Genomic DNA, 15,990 nt, shown 5'->3' on the forward strand with positions numbered 1-15,990 from the left:
AACCTGCGCGGGCTCGTTGTGTGATCGACCGACCGCCACGCTGGAGGACCCGAGTTCGTGCCCCTCACCGGACAGACCGACGGCGAGACCACCGACGGCGAGATCACTGCCGAGAACACCGTCGGGGTCCCGGCCGAGGCGCAAGCCGACAACGCCGGGACCCGAGCCGACACCACAGCCGAAGCCGCACCGGCCCGGCGCCGCGCCCGAGGGGGCGTGGCGGTGGCGGTGCGGCTCGGGGTCGTGCTGGTGGTGCTCGCGGTCGCGGGTGGGGGCACGTGGCTGGTCACGCGGGCGTCCGCGCCCGTCGCGAGCCCCACGACCACCGACATCCCGGCGCTGAGCGTGAAAGCGGCCGACGTGCGGCCCGGCTCGATCGCTCCCGTGAGCGCCGTCGCCGCCGGCGGAGCCGACCAGCAGACCACGCCGCAGTCGGCGCGGTCGACCACGGCCGACCCGCTCGAGGACTGGGCCAAGAAGGTCGCGGCCGTGACCGGAGTGCCCGCGCGGGCACTGCGCGCGTACGGCAACGCGGAGCTCGCGATGCGCTCGGCCGACCCGGGCTGCCGCATCTCCTGGGCCACGCTCGCCGGCATCGGCCGCATCGAGTCCAACCACGGTCAGTACGGCGGCGCCGTGCTCGGTGCCGACGGCCGGCCCTCGAAGCCGATCATCGGCGTCCCGCTCGACGGGTCTTCGGGCGTGCGCGCCATCAGCGACACCGACGGCGGCCGCTTCGACGGCGACCCGGTGGCCGACCGCGCCGTGGGTCCGATGCAGTTCATCCCGAGCACCTGGCGCAAGTGGGCCGCCGACGGCAACGGCGACGGTCTCGGCGACCCGCAGCAGATCGACGACGCGGCCTTGGCGGCCGGGCGCTACCTCTGCGCGGGCGGGCGCGACATGGCCACGCCGTCGGGCTGGTGGTCGGGGATCCTGTCGTACAACAACTCCACGGAATACGCGCAGAAGGTGTTCGGCCTCGCCGACGGCTACGCCCAGGCGGCGAAGGCCGTGCGGGCCGGCTGAGCCCGGCTCGTGTGAAATCCGTGCGAACCCCGAGGTCACCGGCTGAGAGCCGGGCCACGTGCGGGCCCGCCTCTCAGCTTCGGTCCCGGTTCCCAGTGCTAGCGTCAGGGCCGTGGCAGTGAACTCCGGCCCGGCCGTGTCCCCGCTCGGACGCAGGCTTCTGATCGCCGCGACGTGCGTGGTGAGCCTGCTGCTGTGCTGCGGCCTCGCGTGGTGGCAGTGGGACCGGTTCACCTCCGCCAACGGCACCTTCCAGAACCTCGGTTACGTGTTGCAGTGGCCGCTGTTCGGGCTGTTCCCCGCGTTCATGTTCTGGCGGATCAAGAAGCTGCGCGAGCGGGAAGAGACCCAGGGCGAGGCGGCCGAGGCGCAGGCCGTGGTCACCGTGCCCGCTCCTCGGCCCGCCACCCCGCCCCGCCCGACGCCGCCCCGCCCGGTGGTCGAAGAGGACGACGAGCTCGCCGCGTACAACCGCTACCTGCGCGAGCTCAACGCCCGCGACCAGGCCTGAACCACCACCTCGGAAGTGAGGACGATCACATGACCACGAGCACCGACGGTGCGGCCCAGACCCGCCCGGCGCGACTGAACGGAGCCCTGGTGCGGTTCCGCACCACCGCGTGGGTCACCGGTGTCGGCCTGCTCGTGCTGTGCGCGACCATGGTGATCGAGTACGGCTTCGGCAACGCCACGCCCGCCGCCGTGTACTCGCCGATCCACGGTGTTCTCTACATGCTCTACCTGGCCTGCAGCATCGACCTCGCGATCAAGGCCCGCTGGTCGATCAAGAGCACGATCCTCGTGCTGCTCGCGGGGTGCGTCCCGTTCGTCTCGTTCGTCGTCGAACGCCGCGTCACGCACCGGGTTCAGGCCGGCAAGGACATCTTCTAAGCCAGCACGGCTTTTCCGCGCCGGAACGTCAGCGCGACCCCGACGGTGAGCGCGGCCAGCCCGCTCGCCGCCAGGAACGCGGCGGTCATGCCGTCGACGAGCAGCGGCGTGCCGGTGGCGCCCGAAGCCGCGGCCGAGCGCGTCGCCGCGCCGAACACGGTCACGAGGATCCCGAGCCCGAGCGTGCTGCCGACCTGCTGCATGGTCTGCAGCACGCCACCGGCGGCTCCGGCGTCCTCGGCGGGCACGGTGGACATGATGATCACGTTGAGCGGTGAGAAGGCCAGCCCGCCGCCGACACCCATCAGCAGCAGCGGCCCGAGCAGCGAAGCGACGTAGCCGCTTTCCGGCGTGAGCAGTGAAAGCCACGCGACGCCCGAGACCATGAGCACCGTGCCGGTCACGGCCAGCGGCTTCGGTCCGAAGCGCGCCAGCAGCCGCGGCATCAGCCGGCTGAGCGTGAAGATCGACACCGCCATCGGCAGGAACGCGAACCCGGTGGCCAGCGCGGCGAAATGGCGCACGTCCTGCAGGAACTGCGTGAGGAAGAAGAACATCGACATCATCGCCATCGGGCCGAGGAAGAAGCTCGCGTAGGCCGCGGCGCGGTTGCGTTCGGCGAACAGGCGCAGCGGCACCAGCGGCTGGGCCACGCGCTGTTCCAGCAGCACGAAGGCGATCAGCAGCACCACGCCGGCCGCCAGCGCGCCGAGCGTGAGCGGGGCGCCCCAGCCGTCGGCCGCGGCCTGGGTGAAGGCCAGCACGAGCGACGCGACCCCGAGAGTGCCGAGCACGGCGCCCGGCACGTCGAGGTGCGCGGACCGGCGCGGCGGCGCGGGGACGAAGCGCGGCGCGAGCACGGCGATGGCCAGCCCGAACGGCACGTTGATGAACAGCGCGGCACGCCACGAGATCCACTCGGTCAGCAGGCCGCCCACGATCAGGCCGATCGCGAAGCCGCCGCTGGCCACGGCGGAGAACAGCGACAGCGCCCGCACGCGGGCCTTGGCCTCGGTGAACGTGGTGGTGATCAGCGCGATCGTGCTCGGCCCGGCCATCGCGGCGCCGACCCCCTGCAGGATCCGCGCGGCAATCAGGAACCCGGCCGACGTGCTCAGTCCGCCGGCCAGCGAGGCGAGGGTGAACACGGCCGTGCCCAGCACGAACATCCGGCGGCGGCCGAACAGGTCGCCCGCGCGTCCGCCGAGCAGCAGCAGGCCGCCGAACACCAGGCTGTAGGCGGTCATCACCCACGACAGTCCGGTGGCGGAAAAGCCCAGGTCGGACTGGATGCGGGGCAGTGCCACGTTCATCACCGTGGCGTCGAGCATCAGCATGAGCTGGCAAGTCAGCACGATCGCCAGCACGAGGCCGGGCGCGGCGGCCCGGTGCCTCGGCCTACGCTCGGCCAACGAGGTGTGCTCGGTCAACTCGGTCAAAGGAGGACTCCCCAGAGAGGAACGACTGAAGTGGAGAAACTCTCCACTTGGTTGCATCCGCGATAATATGGAGAGCGTCTCCGGTTCCGCAAGGGAATTCGGAGAATCTCTCCGTTTTCTGGGGAGCGGGGTCTGGAGGTAGGCGGATGACGGCGGAGGCAGCGCGGCCGATGCGGGCGGACGCGAAGCGGAACTACGACCGCATCGTCGCGACGGCGAAGGACGCCTTCGGCGAGCACGGCATCGACGTGCCGCTCGACGACATCGCCAAACGCGCAGGTGTGGGCGCCGGCACGCTCTACCGCCACTTCCCGACGCGCGAGAAGCTGATGGAAGCCGTCTACCGCGACGAGATCGACCTGCTCGCCTCCCGCGCCCCGGTGCTGGCCGCCGAGCTGCCGCCGTTCGCGGCGCTCGAGGCGTGGCTGGGGGAGCAGGTCGCGTACGTGATCGAGCGCCACGGCCTCGCCACCCTGCTCAAGGCCTCGATCGACTCGGGGTCCGAGACGTTCCTCTGGTGCCAGAGCCGCCTGCGCACCGCGTGCGGCGACCTCCTCGCCGCGGCCCAGGCCACCGGCGAGGTCCGCGGCGACGTCACGGGCACCGACGTGCTGCGCCTCGGCCACGGCATCGGCATGGCCGCGAAGAACGCGTCCGAAGAGGACGGGGCCCGGCTCATGAAGGTGATGGTGGACGGCCTGCGCGGGTGAACTTCGCCCCGGTGGGCGATTCGCGGCGTTAGCTTGGACGGATGTTCACCGTGGACGGTGCCGTCCCGGCGCACCAGCCGGGGCCGGCCGAGAAGCTCGCCGCGTTCGGGGTGCCCGTGGTGGTCGCCGAGGAGGTGCCCGGGAGCGCGGACACCTGGGTGGGTCTGGACCGCATCGACGGCCGGCCCGTGGTGCTCGACGTGATCGACCACGACCACGACCACGGGCGCCTGCTGCAGGTGCGCAACGTGCGCGAGCAGGCCACGCGGATCACCTTCGGCGACCTCGCCCGCACCACGCTCTCGGAGTTCCTGCTCGCCAACGACCACTTCGCCCGCGCCGGTGACGAAAGCCGCGGCGCGCAGCAGCCCCGTTCCCAGGAGTTCCTGGCCCGGTTGCGTGTCGTCGAGCCGCAGCCGATGCCGGTGGTGCTCGACGGCGCCGAGGTCACGGCCGCGGCCGTGGTCGAAGACGGTTTCGCGGCGGCCGAGCTCGCGGTGGCGACCGGACAGGTCTTCGTGATCGGCGCGGTCGAGGCCGTCCGCGGCTGCCGGCTGCGCACGCTGCCCGCCTAGCTGCACGCAAAAAGGGGCGGGACCCCGAAAGGACCCGCCCCCCTGAACAGCGCGATCGTCAGGAGCCGATGCCGGTCAAGGACCGGACCTCCATCTCCGCGTGCTTGCCGCTGTCGGCCTTCGAGCGGCCCACCATCGTGCCGATGAAGCCGCAGAGGAACGAGAACGGGATCGAGACCAGGCCCGGGTTCTTGAGCGGGAACCAGTGGAAGTCCACGCTCTTGAAGATCGAGTCGGCGGCGCCGGACACGACGGGGGAGAACAGCACCAGGATCAGGCACGCGGCGAGGCCGCCGTAGATGCTCCACAGCGTGCCCGTGGTGTTGAACCGCTTCCAGAACAGCGAGTACAGCAGTGTCGAGAGGTTGGCCGACGCGGCGACCGCCAGGGCGAGCGCCACGAGGAACGCGATGTTCTGCCCGTTGGCGAGGATGCCGCCGAGGATGGCCAGCACGCCCACGACCAGGGCGGTCAGGCGGGCGACGCGGACCTCGTCGGCCGGTTCGGCCTTGCCGCGCTTGAAGATGTTCGCGTACACGTCGTGGGCGAACGAGGCCGACGCGGTGATCGTGAGGCCCGCGACCACCGCCAGGATCGTGGCGAACGCGACGGCCGAGACGATGCCCAGCAGCAGCGTGCCGCCGATGTGCAGGGCCAGCAGCGGCGCCGCGGAGTTCTCGCCGCCGGGGGCCGACTTGATCTCGTCGTTGCCCACGAGCGCGGCGGCGCCGAAGCCGATCACCAGCGTGCACAGGTAGAAGATGAACATGCACACGGTGGCCCAGACCACCGAGCGGCGCGCCTCGCGCGAGTTCGGCACGGTGTAGAAGCGCATCAGCACGTGGGGGAGAGACGCGACGCCGAGCACGAGCGCGAGCGACAGCGACACGAAGTCCAGGCGCGTGGTGCCGCTGGCGCCGTACGAGCCGCCGGGTTCGAGCAGCTGGGTGCCCATCGGGCTGCGGTCGGTGGCGGCGGTGAGCAGGTTGGAGAAGTTGAAGCCGTACTTGCCCAGCAGGAACACGGTGATCAGCGTGGCGGCCACGAGCAGGATGCTCGCCTTGATGATCTGCACCCAGGTGGTGCCCTTCATCCCGCCGACCAGCACGTAGACGACCATCACCAGGCCGACCACCGCGATCACCAGCGCCTGGCCGAGCCGCGAGTGCACGTCGAGCAGCAGTGCGACGAGACCGCCGGCGCCCGCCATCTGCGCGAGCATGTAGAAGAACGAGATCACCAGCGTCGAGGTGGCCGACGCGGCGCGCACCGGACGCTGCTTCATCCGGAAGCTCAGCACGTCGCCCATCGTGAACCGGCCGGTGTTGCGCAGCAGCTCCGCGATCAGCAGCAGGTCGACGAGCCACGCCACCAGGAAGCCGATCGAGTACAGGAACCCGTCGTAGCCGTGGATCGCGATGGCGCCGGCGATGCCGAGGAACGACGCGGCGGAGAGGAAGTCGCCCGACAGCGCGATGCCGTTCTGCCGCCCGGTGAAGGCGCTGTCGGCCGCGTAGTAGTCGGCGGTGGTCTTCTTGCCGCGGTTGCCGGCGCGGTACACCACGAACAGGGTGATCGCGACGAACAGCGCGAACACACCCGTGTTCACGAGCGGGTTGCTCGCGGGCACGCTCTCGGCGAGGTGGGCGGTGGTCACTGGCGGGTTCCTTCCGTCACGGCGGCCCGCGCCCTCAGCTCGGCGACCCGCGGGTCCACCTCGCGGTTCGCGAACCGGACGTAGACCAGCGTGATCAGCGCGGTGGTCACGAACTGGGCCAGACCCAGCAGCATGCCCACGTTGACGAGCCCGAACACGCGGGTGCTCATGAAGTCGTTGGCGTACGCGGCCAGCACCACGTAGGTCAGGTACCACACGAAGAAGCCGGCGCTCATCGGGAAGACGAATCTGCGGAAGCGCCTGCGCAGGGCCGTGAACTCGGGGCTGCGCTGGATCAGGTCGTAGTCGGGGCCGCCCCGCTCGGCCGGCGTCGGCTCCGCGCCCTCACGGGCGAACAGGGCCGGCAGCTGTCCGGTCTCCTCGAGCGGGGTGCTCGCCGCGGGGGTGTTCGCGACGTTGTGCATGGCTGCCTCCGGCAACTTGCGTCCTTGGCGGTGGCCGGGCGGGGCCCCTCGATCGAGTGGCACCCGGTCTGCCCTTGCGGACTGGGAGGCGGCCATAGTAACGACGGCGTCGCACCCCGGAAAAAGCCGGTTCTCCGGAAGGGTCTCCGGAATTCGTTTTCCGGCTGGAAATGTGCGAAAACGGCACCATCAATGAAGATCACGAACAGATCACTCGGAATAGTGAGAGCGTATGTCACGCCACGTTGTCGCAGCTGAGCAACGCTGCGGCAAATGGTTGAGCCACGGACAATGATCGGACGAATACCGTGACGCGCGGTAGCCAAAACGCGGGGTGGTCGCCCCGGTCCGGCGTCCCTCCGGCAGGGCCGGGACGAGGATTCGCAGGCCAGTAGCGGATCCCGAAAGAAATCACCGGGTCGGGCGGCGAGTCGCTGCGAGACCACAACATCGGGTTCATCTTCAGGGTTGCCCCACCCGATGGGGGCACGGAGCGTAGATCCTCTGAGGGATTCGACTACCCTGCGTGGGCTAATCGGGTGACCGCCGGACGCCGTGACCCGGAGCAACCGGTAACCGGAATTCCCTCTTCGGGTCCGCCCGGGGTCGAATCCCCGGGCCGCACCCGGGGCGGAAACCTCTTTTCCCAGGTCAGCCGCGCGAACTGGAAGACAATATCCTCGGCCGGGATTGGTGTACGATTCTTTGGCCCAGCTGACCGCAGCGATCGATAGGCACAGACAAGTTGACCTCGACCACCGCCGTGCAGTACGCAACTTGCGCCGTGCACGTGCAAAGTCCCGGGAAGCAGCACGCCGGTGATCACGGTGCCAGGTCGGCACGATCGTGTCCTCAAGGGGTCGATCGCGCGGGTCGGCGGAATGCCGTGGACCGTTCCGGGAGCACCGGAAGCCGCCCACGAGCAGCCACGACGCGGGACAGGGAGTCACTTTCGTGACCGTTGCAGGAGATGGCCAAGTGCCTGTTGAGAAGCTGCTCGGCCGCCCGCCCCGGCGCCCGAGCCGGTCCTCGGGCTGGCGAGCGGCGCTGCGCTGGCGCGACTGGAGCATTCCGGTCAAGCTCTCGGCGGTGACGCTGGTCCCCATCGTCCTCGCGCTCGTGCTGGGCGTCACCGCGATCGTGGGCCAGGTCGGCCGTTCCGGTGACTACGAGCGGATCGACAAGCTGGTGGGCCTGAGCACCCAGCTGCGCAAGCTCACCGACGGCCTGCAGAAGGAACGTACGCTCACCGCCGCGCAGCTCACCGCGGGCACCGCCGGCGTGACCCCCGAGCTGAAGGCCGCCCGCGCGGCCACCGACGCCGCCGTGGAGCCCTTCATCACCGCGGCCAACCGCGTCGGCGGCTCCGAGTCCAGTGTGTCCGGTGCCGTGAACTCGGCGACCGCGCAGGTCAACGAGATCGCCGTGATCCGCCAGCAGGTCGGCGCCGGTCTGCTCGACCCCGCCGAGGCGGTGGGCGACTACAACGCCGTGACCGGCGCCTTGATCGGTGCCGACACCGCGGTGGCCGCGGGCGCGAGCGCCGACGCGCTGGGCGGGACGCCGAGCGCGCTGCACGACCTGGAAGCCGCCAAGGAACAGGTGTCGGTGAGCCAGGCACTGGTGGCCTACGGCATCTCCAAGAACAACCTCGAAGAGCAGCAGCTCAGCGACGTGCGCGACGCCGAACTGCGCTACGACGACCGCATCGACGACTTCAACGCCGCGTCCACCGCGCCGCAGCGCCAGGACCTCGAGAGCACGCTCAAGCCCGACACCGCCTACGACCGCAAGCGCATGGTCGGCATCGTCCTCGGCGAACAGGGCGGCAACGACCAGGGCCTGTCGCGGGTTCCGCTGCAGGAGTGGAACGACGCGTCCAACGCCGTGGTCGGGCAGCTCTCCGACGTCGGCAACCGGATGAGCGACGACGCCACCGCCGCGTCGGCCGCGCTGGTCGAGGACGCCGGCAGCAGCGCCGGCCTGCTCGCCGTGCTGCTGTTCGCCGCGATGGTCGCGGCCGCCGCGGTCGTCTTCCTCATCACGCGCCAGATCCTGCGGTCGCTGCGGACGCTTCGCCGCAGCGCGCTCGACGTCGCCGAGAAGGACCTGCCCGCCGCCGTCCGCAACATCCAGGAGGGCCGCGCGCAGAGCGTCGAGGTCGAGCCGGTGCCCGTGCGGGCGTCCGACGAGATCGGCGAAGTGGCGCGCGCGTTCGAGAAGGTGCACAGCCAGGCGCTGCGGCTCGCCACCGAGCAGGCCGCGATGCGCGCGGGCTACTCCAGTGTGTTCGTGAACCTCTCGCGCCGGAGCCAGAGCCTCGTGCAGCGCCAGCTGCAGCTCATCGAGCGGCTCGAGCGCGACGAGGAGGACGCCGACCAGCTGGCCACGCTGTTCCAGCTCGACCACCTCGCCACCCGGATGCGGCGCAACAACGAGAACCTGATGGTCCTCTCCGGCGCCGAGCCGGGCCGCCGCTCGGGCCAGCCGGTGGCCGCGCACGACGTGCTGCGCGCCGCCGTGTCGGAAATCGAGCAGTACCAACGCGTTTCGGTGCAGCAGCCGCCGGCGGTGAAGATCGTCGGGTTCGCCGCGAGCGACGTGCAGCGCCTGATCGCCGAGCTGCTCGACAACGCCACCGCGTTCTCCGCGCCCGAAACGCAGGTCACGGTGGCCACGCGCCTGGCCGACGACGGCTCGCTCAACGTCGACATCCTCGACAAGGGCATCGGCATGAACGAGTACGAGGTGGTCGAGGCCAACGGCCGCCTCACCGAGGCCGGCTCGGTCGACCTCGCGACCTCGCGCCGGATGGGCCTGTTCGTGGTCGGTCGCCTCGCCGGGCGCCACCGCATCGGCGTTTCGCTCCACGGTGGCAAGGACATCGTCGGCGTGCGGGCCACCGTGGTGGTGCCGCCCGAGCTCGTGATGACCGGTGCCGCGCTGGAGAACCCGCCGCAGGCCAAGCCCGGCCCGTTCGGCAGCGTCGCCGCGCCGCCCGCGAGCCCCGGTGGCCTGCCGCGCCGCCAGCGCCCGGTCAACGGCTCCGCGCGCCCGGGCATCGACCGTCCGCTCGTGCCGCAGCAGCCGATCCCGGGTGTCGACGAGCAGCAGCTGTGGCCCTCGGCCAGCGACCTCGCCGGGTTCGCCAACGGCCACACCGTCGACTCGGGGGTGCGCCCGCCGTCGGACCTCGAGATCTCCGGCACCGCGCTGTTCAGCCCGATCCCGCGCGACGACTCGACCCCGCCGCCGGCTCCGCCGCTGCCGCGGATGCCGCAGATCGTCGACGTGCCGCCGCCGCGGCCCGAGCCGGAGCCGCGGCCCGAAGCGCGGCCGGAGCCGGTCGACGAGCGCCAGGGTGAGCTGCCCTCGGGCAAGGACCTGTTCTCCGCCAACGGAACCACGCTCAGCGAGTGGTGGAACGAGGCGGCGCAGAAGGTGCCCGAGGTGCCGCCGCCGACGGCCGCCGAGACCACCATCGAGAACACGCCGATCTTCGACGAGATGCTCTCGGCCTGGTTCCGCTCACCCGCGCCGGCCGCGGACGACAAGACCACCAAGCCCACTGGTCCGGACCAGACCGCCGAGAAGACGGCGGAAGACGAGCCGGCCGCGGAGGCGGGGGAGCAGCCCGCCACCGGTTCGGCCGAGCCGGAGCCCGGCGTCGCCCCGGTGACCACGCCGGAGCAGGACGAGCGCAACTGGGACTTCGCGAGCGACGAGAACTGGCGCACCGTGCAGGCCGTGTCGCAGGTCGAGCCCACGGCGTTCACGAAGTCGGGGCTGCCGCGCCGCCGCCGCGGCGAGCAGCTCATGCCGGGCAGTGCCACGCCGGAGCAGCTTCCCGCCGCCGAGTCGGCCGCTCCGGGCCTGCCGGTGCGCGACCCGGCCGACGTGCGCGGCCGCCTCACCAGCTTCCAGCGCGGGGTGAACCGCGGCCGGCAGGAGGTCCGCGACGGATTCGTCGAGGGCACGCCGAACCAGCCGGATCAGGTCGAGCAGGGTCCGGTCGAGCAGGGCCGAATCGAGCAGGGTCCGGTCGAGCAGAGTCCGGCCGACCAGGGCCAGGGCCATCAGGGCCTGGGTGCGAACGCGCTCAACCGGCTCGACGGCGCGCCCACCACCGGGCTCACCCCGCAGCCGGCGACCGAGCCGGGCGGCGCGGCCACTGTGGACCAGCCGAGCGGTGCCACGGCGTTCGTCCCGGGTGGTCCGGACCAGCCGGCCGCCGCGGCCGAGCCGACCGTCCCGCCCGAGCAGGACACCGAGATCACGGCCGAGTACCCGGGTTTCGCCGGCGCTCTCGACGCGATGGACGCGGAACGGTCGGCGCTCGACGCGGCCCAGGCGGACGCGCCCGAGCGGGACGGCGGGACCGGTGCGTTCGGCGTGCCGCCGCGCGCCGAGCAGAACGGGTCCGCCGGCCGTCCGGCCGTCGCGAACGCTTTCGGTGCCGGGCAAGCGGAAACGCCTGAGCAGGACAGCGTCGCCCGGCCGGCTCGCCGGGATGTCGCCAGCGCGTTCGGTGCCGCGCGCACCAACCAGCCGGTGCCTGCCGACCAGCCGGTGGCTTCCGACGAGCCGGTGCAGTCGGACCAGGCGGACCAGCCCGTGCCGCCGGCGTTCGACCCGCAGGGCGGCTGGCGGAACGGGTCGAACGGCAACGGCGCGGCGGTCCGGCCGTCGCCCACGCCGCGTCCTGCGCCCCGTCCCGAAGGCGAGGTGCCCGGACGTCCCGCGGCGCCCGAGTCGTTGCCGACCCGGCGTCCCGCCGCGAGCAACCTGCCGCCCGGACCGCCGGCCGTCGATCCGGGTCACGTGCCCGCCGCGGTGGCGAACCTGGAGGCCGCCGCGGCCGCGACACCCCCCACGGAGTGGGCTTTCGGGTCCGACGAGGGCTGGCGCACGGTCCAATCGGTGTCCCAGTCGACGCCCACTTCGTTCACTTCGGCAGGATTGCCCCGGCGCCGCCGCGGAGAGCAGTTGCTCCCCGGGAGCGCACCGCCGCCCGCCGGAGCGGCGAGCCCCCGTCCGACCCGCGACGCGCACGACGTGCGTGGCCGCCTGAGCAGTTTCCAACAGGGCATCCAGCGCGGCCGGCACCGCACTGGGCAGGCCGCTGAGACCAACCACGAAACACTGGAGGGTGAATGACCTCGCCGAGTACGGCTCAGCCGCAGCAGAACCAGTTCGGCTGGCTGGTGAACGACTTCGCCGAGCGAGTCCCGGGCGTCGCGCACGCCGTCGTGGTGTCGGCCGACGGGCTTCTCCTCACGGCCTCCAACCGGCTGCCGCTGGACCGCGCCGACCAGCTCGCCGCCGTCGCCTCCGGGCTCGTGAGCCTCACCCAGGGCGCGGCCCGCTGCTTCGAGGCGGGCGCGGTCAACGAGACCGTGGTCGAGATGGAGCTCGGCATCATGGTGCTGATGTCCATCAGCGACGGTTCGTGCCTCGCGATCCTCGCCGCGCCCAACTGCGACATCGGCCAGGTGGCCTACGAGATGACGATGCTCGTGGACCGCGTCGGGCAGATCCTGACCCCCGAACTCCGTGCGCAGTTGCAGGGCGCGGGTGGGTCGCTGATCGGCGAACCGGTGGGATGATTACGCGATGAGCACGGGGTCCGGATTATTCGGCGGCGAGCCCGGAGACAGCGAGGATCCCCCGCGCGCGGGGGCGCCCGGTGCTGCCCGCGGTGAGGACGAAGGCACTTATGCCGACCTCCTCAACGGCTTCAGCCTCGATTCGGGCCGCTCGCGCAAAAAGCGGAAGAAGACCGGTAAGGAGTCCCAGTCCCCCGAACCCCCGCCCGCGGGAGCGCACGCGGCGGAGGAATCGCCGGCGGTGCCAGTGCCGCCGGCCGAGTTAGGAGATCGTGTGACCTCTCTAGTCTCTCCACCGGGCAGTACCGATGCGGATGGGCCTAGACCAGGCGGGCTCTTCGACCCCGGACCGCCCAGTGGCGAGTTCGTGATGCCCGCCGCGTTCACCCGGCCGGATCACCCCGATCGGGTGGACCCGGCCGAGGAGACCTCCATCGTGCGGCCGTACGCTCTCACCGGCGGCCGGACCCGGGCGAACTACGCGCTCGAGCTGGAGACGCTGATCTCCACCAATGACCACGTCGTCGCGGGGGGCTTCCCCGAGGCGGCTGCCGAACAGATCGAGAGCATCTCGATCATGGAAGAGTGCCGGACCCCGCGCTCGGTCGCCGAGGTCGCGGCGATCCTGCGGGTGCCACTGGGTGTCGCCAGGGTGCTGATCAGTGACGCGGCCGATGCGGGCCTCGTCACGGTGCACCGGACGATCACGGGCAATGACGGCGCCGAAGCACACTTGATGTTGATGGAAAGGGTTTTGAGTGGACTCCGTCGGCTTTAAGGCACCGCGGGAAACCGCGCCCCCGACCATGACATCGGCGAAGATCGTGGTGGCGGGCGGCTTCGGGGCGGGCAAGACGACGTTCGTGGGTTCGGTGTCGGAGATCGTTCCGCTCACCACCGAGGCGATGATGACCGACGCGAGCCGCGGCATCGACAACCTCGACCAGACCCCGAACAAGACGACCACCACGGTCGCCATGGACTTCGGCCGCGTGTCGCTCGACGCCGACCTGATCCTGTACCTGTTCGGCACCCCGGGCCAGCAGCGCTTCTGGTTCATGTGGGACGACCTCGTACGGGGTGCCATCGGCGCCGTCGTGCTGGCCGACACCCGCCGCCTGGCGGACTCGTTCGCGCCGATCGACTTCTTCGAGGACCGCGGCCTGCCCTACATCGTCGGCGTCAACACCTTCGACGGGGTGCTGGAGCACGACATCAACGACGTGCGCGAGGCGCTGTCCATCGACCCCAGCATCCCGATCGTCCGCTGCGACGCGCGGGACCGGGAGTCGACGAAGCAGACGCTGATCACGCTGGTCGAGTACGCCATGCGGCAGTGGATCGCGCTGCGGGCGGCCAAGGCCCGCTAGCGCGACCCGGGTCGGTGCCGGGTCACCCCTCTCCGGTGGCCCGGCGATACCGCAGGAGCACCAGCGCGCCGTCGAGCACGCGGGATTCGACGAGCCTCAGGCCGAGCCGGTCGGCGTCCACGGCGAACGGCCGCTTGTCGCCGCCCAGCACCACCGGGTGCACGACCACGTGGTACTCGTCGATCAGCCCGAGCCGGCCCAGCTCGGCGGGCACCTGTGCCCCGCCCATGAGCACGATGTCCTTGTCGTAGCGGGCTTTCAGCGCCGTGACCTCCTCGGTGAGGTCGCCGCCGAGCACCTCGGTGCCCCACCCGGGATCGGTGAGCGTGTGCGAGAAGACCACCTTCGGCGTCTTCCGCCACACCGGCGCGAACGCGATGTCGTGCGGGTCGTCGGAGATCGACTCCACCTGCGGCCAGTAGCCCGCCATCATGTCCCACACGCGCCGGCCGTAGGCGAACACCGCGGCCCGGTCGGTGAGCGCCTGCGACAGGCCCGAGAGCTCGGGGCCCATCACCGCCCAGTCGAACTCGCCGTTCGGTCCCTCGACGCAGCCGTCGACCGACAAGTGGACGTAGTACACCAGCTCACCCATGACCAGGCTCCTTCACCGAGTGGCGTCGCTGCCGGACGCCGTTCAGCCTACGGTCGGAGCCGGTCGCCGCGACCGGACATCGGTGGCCAGGGAATCTTGCCGAGGCAGCGGAAACGGGCCGATCCCCCAGGAACCGGCCCGTTTCCGCGGTGAACTCTCCGCGTCCTCAGTATTCGTCGTGCCTTCGCCACCAGCCGCCCGGCTCGTCGGTGCCGCGCGACTCCTCTTCCCACGCCTCCTGCCGCCCGAACGGCGTGATGTCGAGGTAGCGGTGCACCGCCGAGAACGTTTCGGCGCCGCGGCCGCTGGTGAAGTACGTGCGGAAGACGTCGTCGCCGTCGCGCAGGAACACGCTCGTGCCGAAGAACCGGCCGACGCCGCAGTCCTCGGTGAAGTCGCTGCCGTTCGCCGAGACCCACGGCAGGTCCCAGCCCATGCGGGCCTTGTAGGCCTCGATCTCCGGCAGCGTCGCCGGCGCGGTGACCACGAACGTCACGTCGCGGGCGTTGAGGTGGGCCAGGTGCGGCACGTTGTCCACGACCATCGAGCAGCCGGGGCAGCCCGCTTCGTCGCCGGGGTGCAGCATGAAGTGGTAGACGATCAGCTGGCGCCGGCCCTCGAACAGGTCGAGCAGGCTCTTCTTCCCCTCGGCCGAGGTGAACTCGTACGGCTTGGCGAAGCGCACCATCGGCAGCCGGCGGCGTTCGGCCGTGAGGTGGTCGGCCGCCTTCATCAGCTCTTTTTCCTTGGCCAGCAAGGCTTCGTGTTCGGTCTGCCACTCGTCGGCGGACACGACACGGGGGAGTGCGGTGGTCATCGGGCCTCCTCGAGGTAGCGGGCGAGGTCGTCGAAGGTCGAGCTCCAGCCGTCGTGGTGGCCGGCACGCTCTTCCTCGGTCGGGAACGGTGCCTGGTGGAACGTCATCTCGGTCTTGTCGCCGACGTCGGCGAGCGTGATGGTCACGAGCGTCTCGCCGACCACGTCCTGCGGGTCGTCCCAGGAGAACGTGAACACGAGCCGCCCGGGCGGGCTGATCTCGCGGTAGGCGCCCTGCATCCAGCGCGCGACGCCGTGCTTTTCACTGTGGATCCGCGCGCGCCACGCGCCGCCGGCCCGCAGGTCCAACTTCGCCACCGATGCGGCGAAGTCCTCGGGGCCGAGCCAGCTCGCGAGCTGCTCCGGCTCGGTCCACGCGCGGAACACCAGTTCGCGCGGCGCGTCGAACACGCGGGTGATGGTCAGGTCGCGGTGCGTCATCGCTCCGTCTCCTTCCGTGGCTCCTGCAGGAGCCGCAGGTGCTCGTCCAAGCGGTCGAACCCCGACTCCCAGAACTGCCGGTACTCGTTCACCCAGTCGGCCACGACCACGAGCGGCTTCGCTTCGAGCCGGCACGGGCGCCACTGGCGCGTGCGGCCGCGGCTGATGAGCCCGGCCGCTTCCAGCACCTTCAGGTGTTTCGACACGGCCTGCAAGCTCACTTCGAACGGCTCGGCCAGCTCGTTCACCGTCGCCTCGCCCTGGGAGAGCCGGGCGAGGATGGCTCGCCGGGTGGGGTCCGCCAGTGCGGCGAAGGTGGTGCTGAGCTGATCAGTGGCCATCGGTACTCAATCGCTTGGTTGATTAACTAATAGGTTGAATATAGCTTCCAGCTGCTCGCTGTCAACCGGGTGAAGCCCGCGCTTGAGAGCTGAGT

The 15,990-nt window shown here is 71.0% G+C and carries 16 protein-coding genes; 9 read left to right on the forward strand and 7 right to left on the reverse strand.

Going from position 1 to position 15,990, the window contains the following annotated elements; all coding sequences use genetic code 11:
* Positions 1 to 216: 216 nt before the first annotated feature.
* The 3 genes from VSH64_RS01540 (at position 217) to VSH64_RS01550 (ending at position 1,920) form a co-directional block, all read left to right on the forward strand.
* Entirely contained in the window at positions 217 to 1,029 is an 813-nt protein-coding gene (locus VSH64_RS01540; protein WP_326837872.1) for a lytic transglycosylase domain-containing protein, read from the forward strand.
* A 112-nt stretch (positions 1,030 to 1,141) separates the two neighbouring features.
* A complete protein-coding gene (locus VSH64_RS01545) occupies positions 1,142 to 1,540 on the forward strand; it encodes a hypothetical protein (protein WP_326569765.1) in 399 nt (132 codons plus the stop codon).
* 29 nt (positions 1,541 to 1,569) lie between these two features.
* Complete coding sequence (locus tag VSH64_RS01550) at positions 1,570 to 1,920, forward strand: DUF3817 domain-containing protein (protein WP_326569766.1); 351 nt, start codon at positions 1,570 to 1,572, stop codon at positions 1,918 to 1,920.
* Here VSH64_RS01550 and VSH64_RS01555 read toward each other — a convergent pair.
* Positions 1,917 to 3,350 carry an MFS transporter gene (locus VSH64_RS01555; protein ID WP_407655667.1) on the reverse strand — a complete coding sequence of 478 codons (1,434 nt, stop codon included), beginning with the start codon at positions 3,348 to 3,350 and terminating at the stop codon, positions 1,917 to 1,919. The genes VSH64_RS01550 and VSH64_RS01555 overlap by 4 nt on opposite strands.
* Before the next feature lie 155 nt (positions 3,351 to 3,505).
* Between VSH64_RS01555 and VSH64_RS01560 the strand changes: the two genes are divergently transcribed.
* Both VSH64_RS01560 and VSH64_RS01565 read left to right on the forward strand, forming a co-directional pair.
* Positions 3,506 to 4,069, forward strand: a complete 564-nt coding sequence (locus VSH64_RS01560) for a TetR/AcrR family transcriptional regulator (RefSeq protein ID WP_326569768.1) — start codon at positions 3,506 to 3,508, stop codon at positions 4,067 to 4,069.
* 41 nt (positions 4,070 to 4,110) lie between these two features.
* The gene (locus VSH64_RS01565) at positions 4,111 to 4,644 is read left to right on the forward strand and encodes a hypothetical protein (RefSeq protein ID WP_326569769.1); all 534 of its coding nucleotides are present in this window, start codon (positions 4,111 to 4,113) and stop codon (positions 4,642 to 4,644) included.
* Between the two features lie 58 nt (positions 4,645 to 4,702).
* Here the strand turns inward: VSH64_RS01565 and VSH64_RS01570 are convergent, their stop codons facing one another.
* A complete protein-coding gene (locus VSH64_RS01570; RefSeq protein ID WP_326569770.1) occupies positions 4,703 to 6,301 on the reverse strand; it encodes a solute symporter family protein in 1,599 nt (532 codons plus the stop codon).
* Positions 6,298 to 6,726, reverse strand: a complete 429-nt coding sequence (locus VSH64_RS01575; RefSeq protein ID WP_326837873.1) for a DUF485 domain-containing protein — start codon at positions 6,724 to 6,726, stop codon at positions 6,298 to 6,300. Before VSH64_RS01575 ends, VSH64_RS01570 begins: the two co-directional genes overlap by 4 nt.
* Positions 6,727 to 7,704: 978 nt before the next feature.
* On the opposite strand from VSH64_RS01575, the gene VSH64_RS01580 reads away from it, so the two are divergent.
* Genes VSH64_RS01580 through VSH64_RS01595 form a run of 4 tightly spaced genes read left to right on the forward strand, consistent with a single transcriptional unit; the run spans position 7,705 to position 13,702 of the window.
* Positions 7,705 to 11,883: a sensor histidine kinase gene (locus tag VSH64_RS01580; RefSeq protein ID WP_326569771.1), complete on the forward strand. Its 4,179-nt coding sequence runs from the start codon at positions 7,705 to 7,707 to the stop codon at positions 11,881 to 11,883.
* Complete coding sequence (locus tag VSH64_RS01585) at positions 11,880 to 12,332, forward strand: roadblock/LC7 domain-containing protein (RefSeq protein ID WP_220238205.1); 453 nt, start codon at positions 11,880 to 11,882, stop codon at positions 12,330 to 12,332. The genes VSH64_RS01580 and VSH64_RS01585 overlap by 4 nt, the downstream gene beginning before the upstream one ends.
* Before the next feature lie 7 nt (positions 12,333 to 12,339).
* Positions 12,340 to 13,110, forward strand: a complete 771-nt coding sequence (locus VSH64_RS01590) for a DUF742 domain-containing protein (protein ID WP_326569772.1) — start codon at positions 12,340 to 12,342, stop codon at positions 13,108 to 13,110.
* Entirely contained in the window at positions 13,091 to 13,702 is a 612-nt protein-coding gene (locus VSH64_RS01595; protein ID WP_326569773.1) for a GTP-binding protein, read from the forward strand. The genes VSH64_RS01590 and VSH64_RS01595 overlap by 20 nt, the downstream gene beginning before the upstream one ends.
* 22 nt (positions 13,703 to 13,724) lie before the next feature.
* On the opposite strand, the gene VSH64_RS01600 is transcribed toward VSH64_RS01595, so the two are convergent.
* The 4 genes from VSH64_RS01600 to VSH64_RS01615 form a co-directional block, all read right to left on the reverse strand.
* Positions 13,725 to 14,297: a dihydrofolate reductase family protein gene (locus tag VSH64_RS01600; protein WP_326569774.1), complete on the reverse strand. Its 573-nt coding sequence runs from the start codon at positions 14,295 to 14,297 to the stop codon at positions 13,725 to 13,727.
* Between the two features lie 166 nt (positions 14,298 to 14,463).
* On the reverse strand, positions 14,464 to 15,114 hold the full coding sequence (locus tag VSH64_RS01605) for a DUF899 domain-containing protein (protein ID WP_326569775.1): 651 nt from the start codon (positions 15,112 to 15,114) through the stop codon (positions 14,464 to 14,466).
* Positions 15,111 to 15,554 (reverse strand): SRPBCC family protein, encoded by a 444-nt coding sequence (locus tag VSH64_RS01610; protein WP_326569776.1) that lies wholly within the window; start codon positions 15,552 to 15,554, stop codon positions 15,111 to 15,113. Before VSH64_RS01610 ends, VSH64_RS01605 begins: the two co-directional genes overlap by 4 nt.
* On the reverse strand, positions 15,551 to 15,895 hold the full coding sequence (locus tag VSH64_RS01615; RefSeq protein ID WP_326569777.1) for an ArsR/SmtB family transcription factor: 345 nt from the start codon (positions 15,893 to 15,895) through the stop codon (positions 15,551 to 15,553). The genes VSH64_RS01610 and VSH64_RS01615 overlap by 4 nt, the downstream gene beginning before the upstream one ends.
* Positions 15,896 to 15,990: the final 95 nt, after the last annotated feature.

This window comes from Amycolatopsis rhabdoformis (assembly GCF_035918295.1).
In the GTDB taxonomy this organism is placed as follows: domain Bacteria; phylum Actinomycetota; class Actinomycetes; order Mycobacteriales; family Pseudonocardiaceae; genus Amycolatopsis; species Amycolatopsis rhabdoformis.

Coding starts and splice junctions, on each gene's coding strand:
- VSH64_RS01575 (WP_326837873.1), bottom strand. CDS start 6,726: ATGCACAACGTCGCGAACACCCCCGCGGCGAGCACCCCGCTCGAGGAG.
- VSH64_RS01615 (WP_326569777.1), bottom strand. CDS start 15,895: ATGGCCACTGATCAGCTCAGCACCACCTTCGCCGCACTGGCGGACCCC.
- VSH64_RS01585 (WP_220238205.1), top strand. CDS start 11,880: ATGACCTCGCCGAGTACGGCTCAGCCGCAGCAGAACCAGTTCGGCTGG.
- VSH64_RS01565 (WP_326569769.1), top strand. CDS start 4,111: ATGTTCACCGTGGACGGTGCCGTCCCGGCGCACCAGCCGGGGCCGGCC.
- VSH64_RS01550 (WP_326569766.1), top strand. CDS start 1,570: ATGACCACGAGCACCGACGGTGCGGCCCAGACCCGCCCGGCGCGACTG.
- VSH64_RS01590 (WP_326569772.1), top strand. CDS start 12,340: ATGAGCACGGGGTCCGGATTATTCGGCGGCGAGCCCGGAGACAGCGAG.
- VSH64_RS01610 (WP_326569776.1), bottom strand. CDS start 15,554: ATGACGCACCGCGACCTGACCATCACCCGCGTGTTCGACGCGCCGCGC.
- VSH64_RS01605 (WP_326569775.1), bottom strand. CDS start 15,114: ATGACCACCGCACTCCCCCGTGTCGTGTCCGCCGACGAGTGGCAGACC.
- VSH64_RS01560 (WP_326569768.1), top strand. CDS start 3,506: ATGACGGCGGAGGCAGCGCGGCCGATGCGGGCGGACGCGAAGCGGAAC.
- VSH64_RS01600 (WP_326569774.1), bottom strand. CDS start 14,297: ATGGGTGAGCTGGTGTACTACGTCCACTTGTCGGTCGACGGCTGCGTC.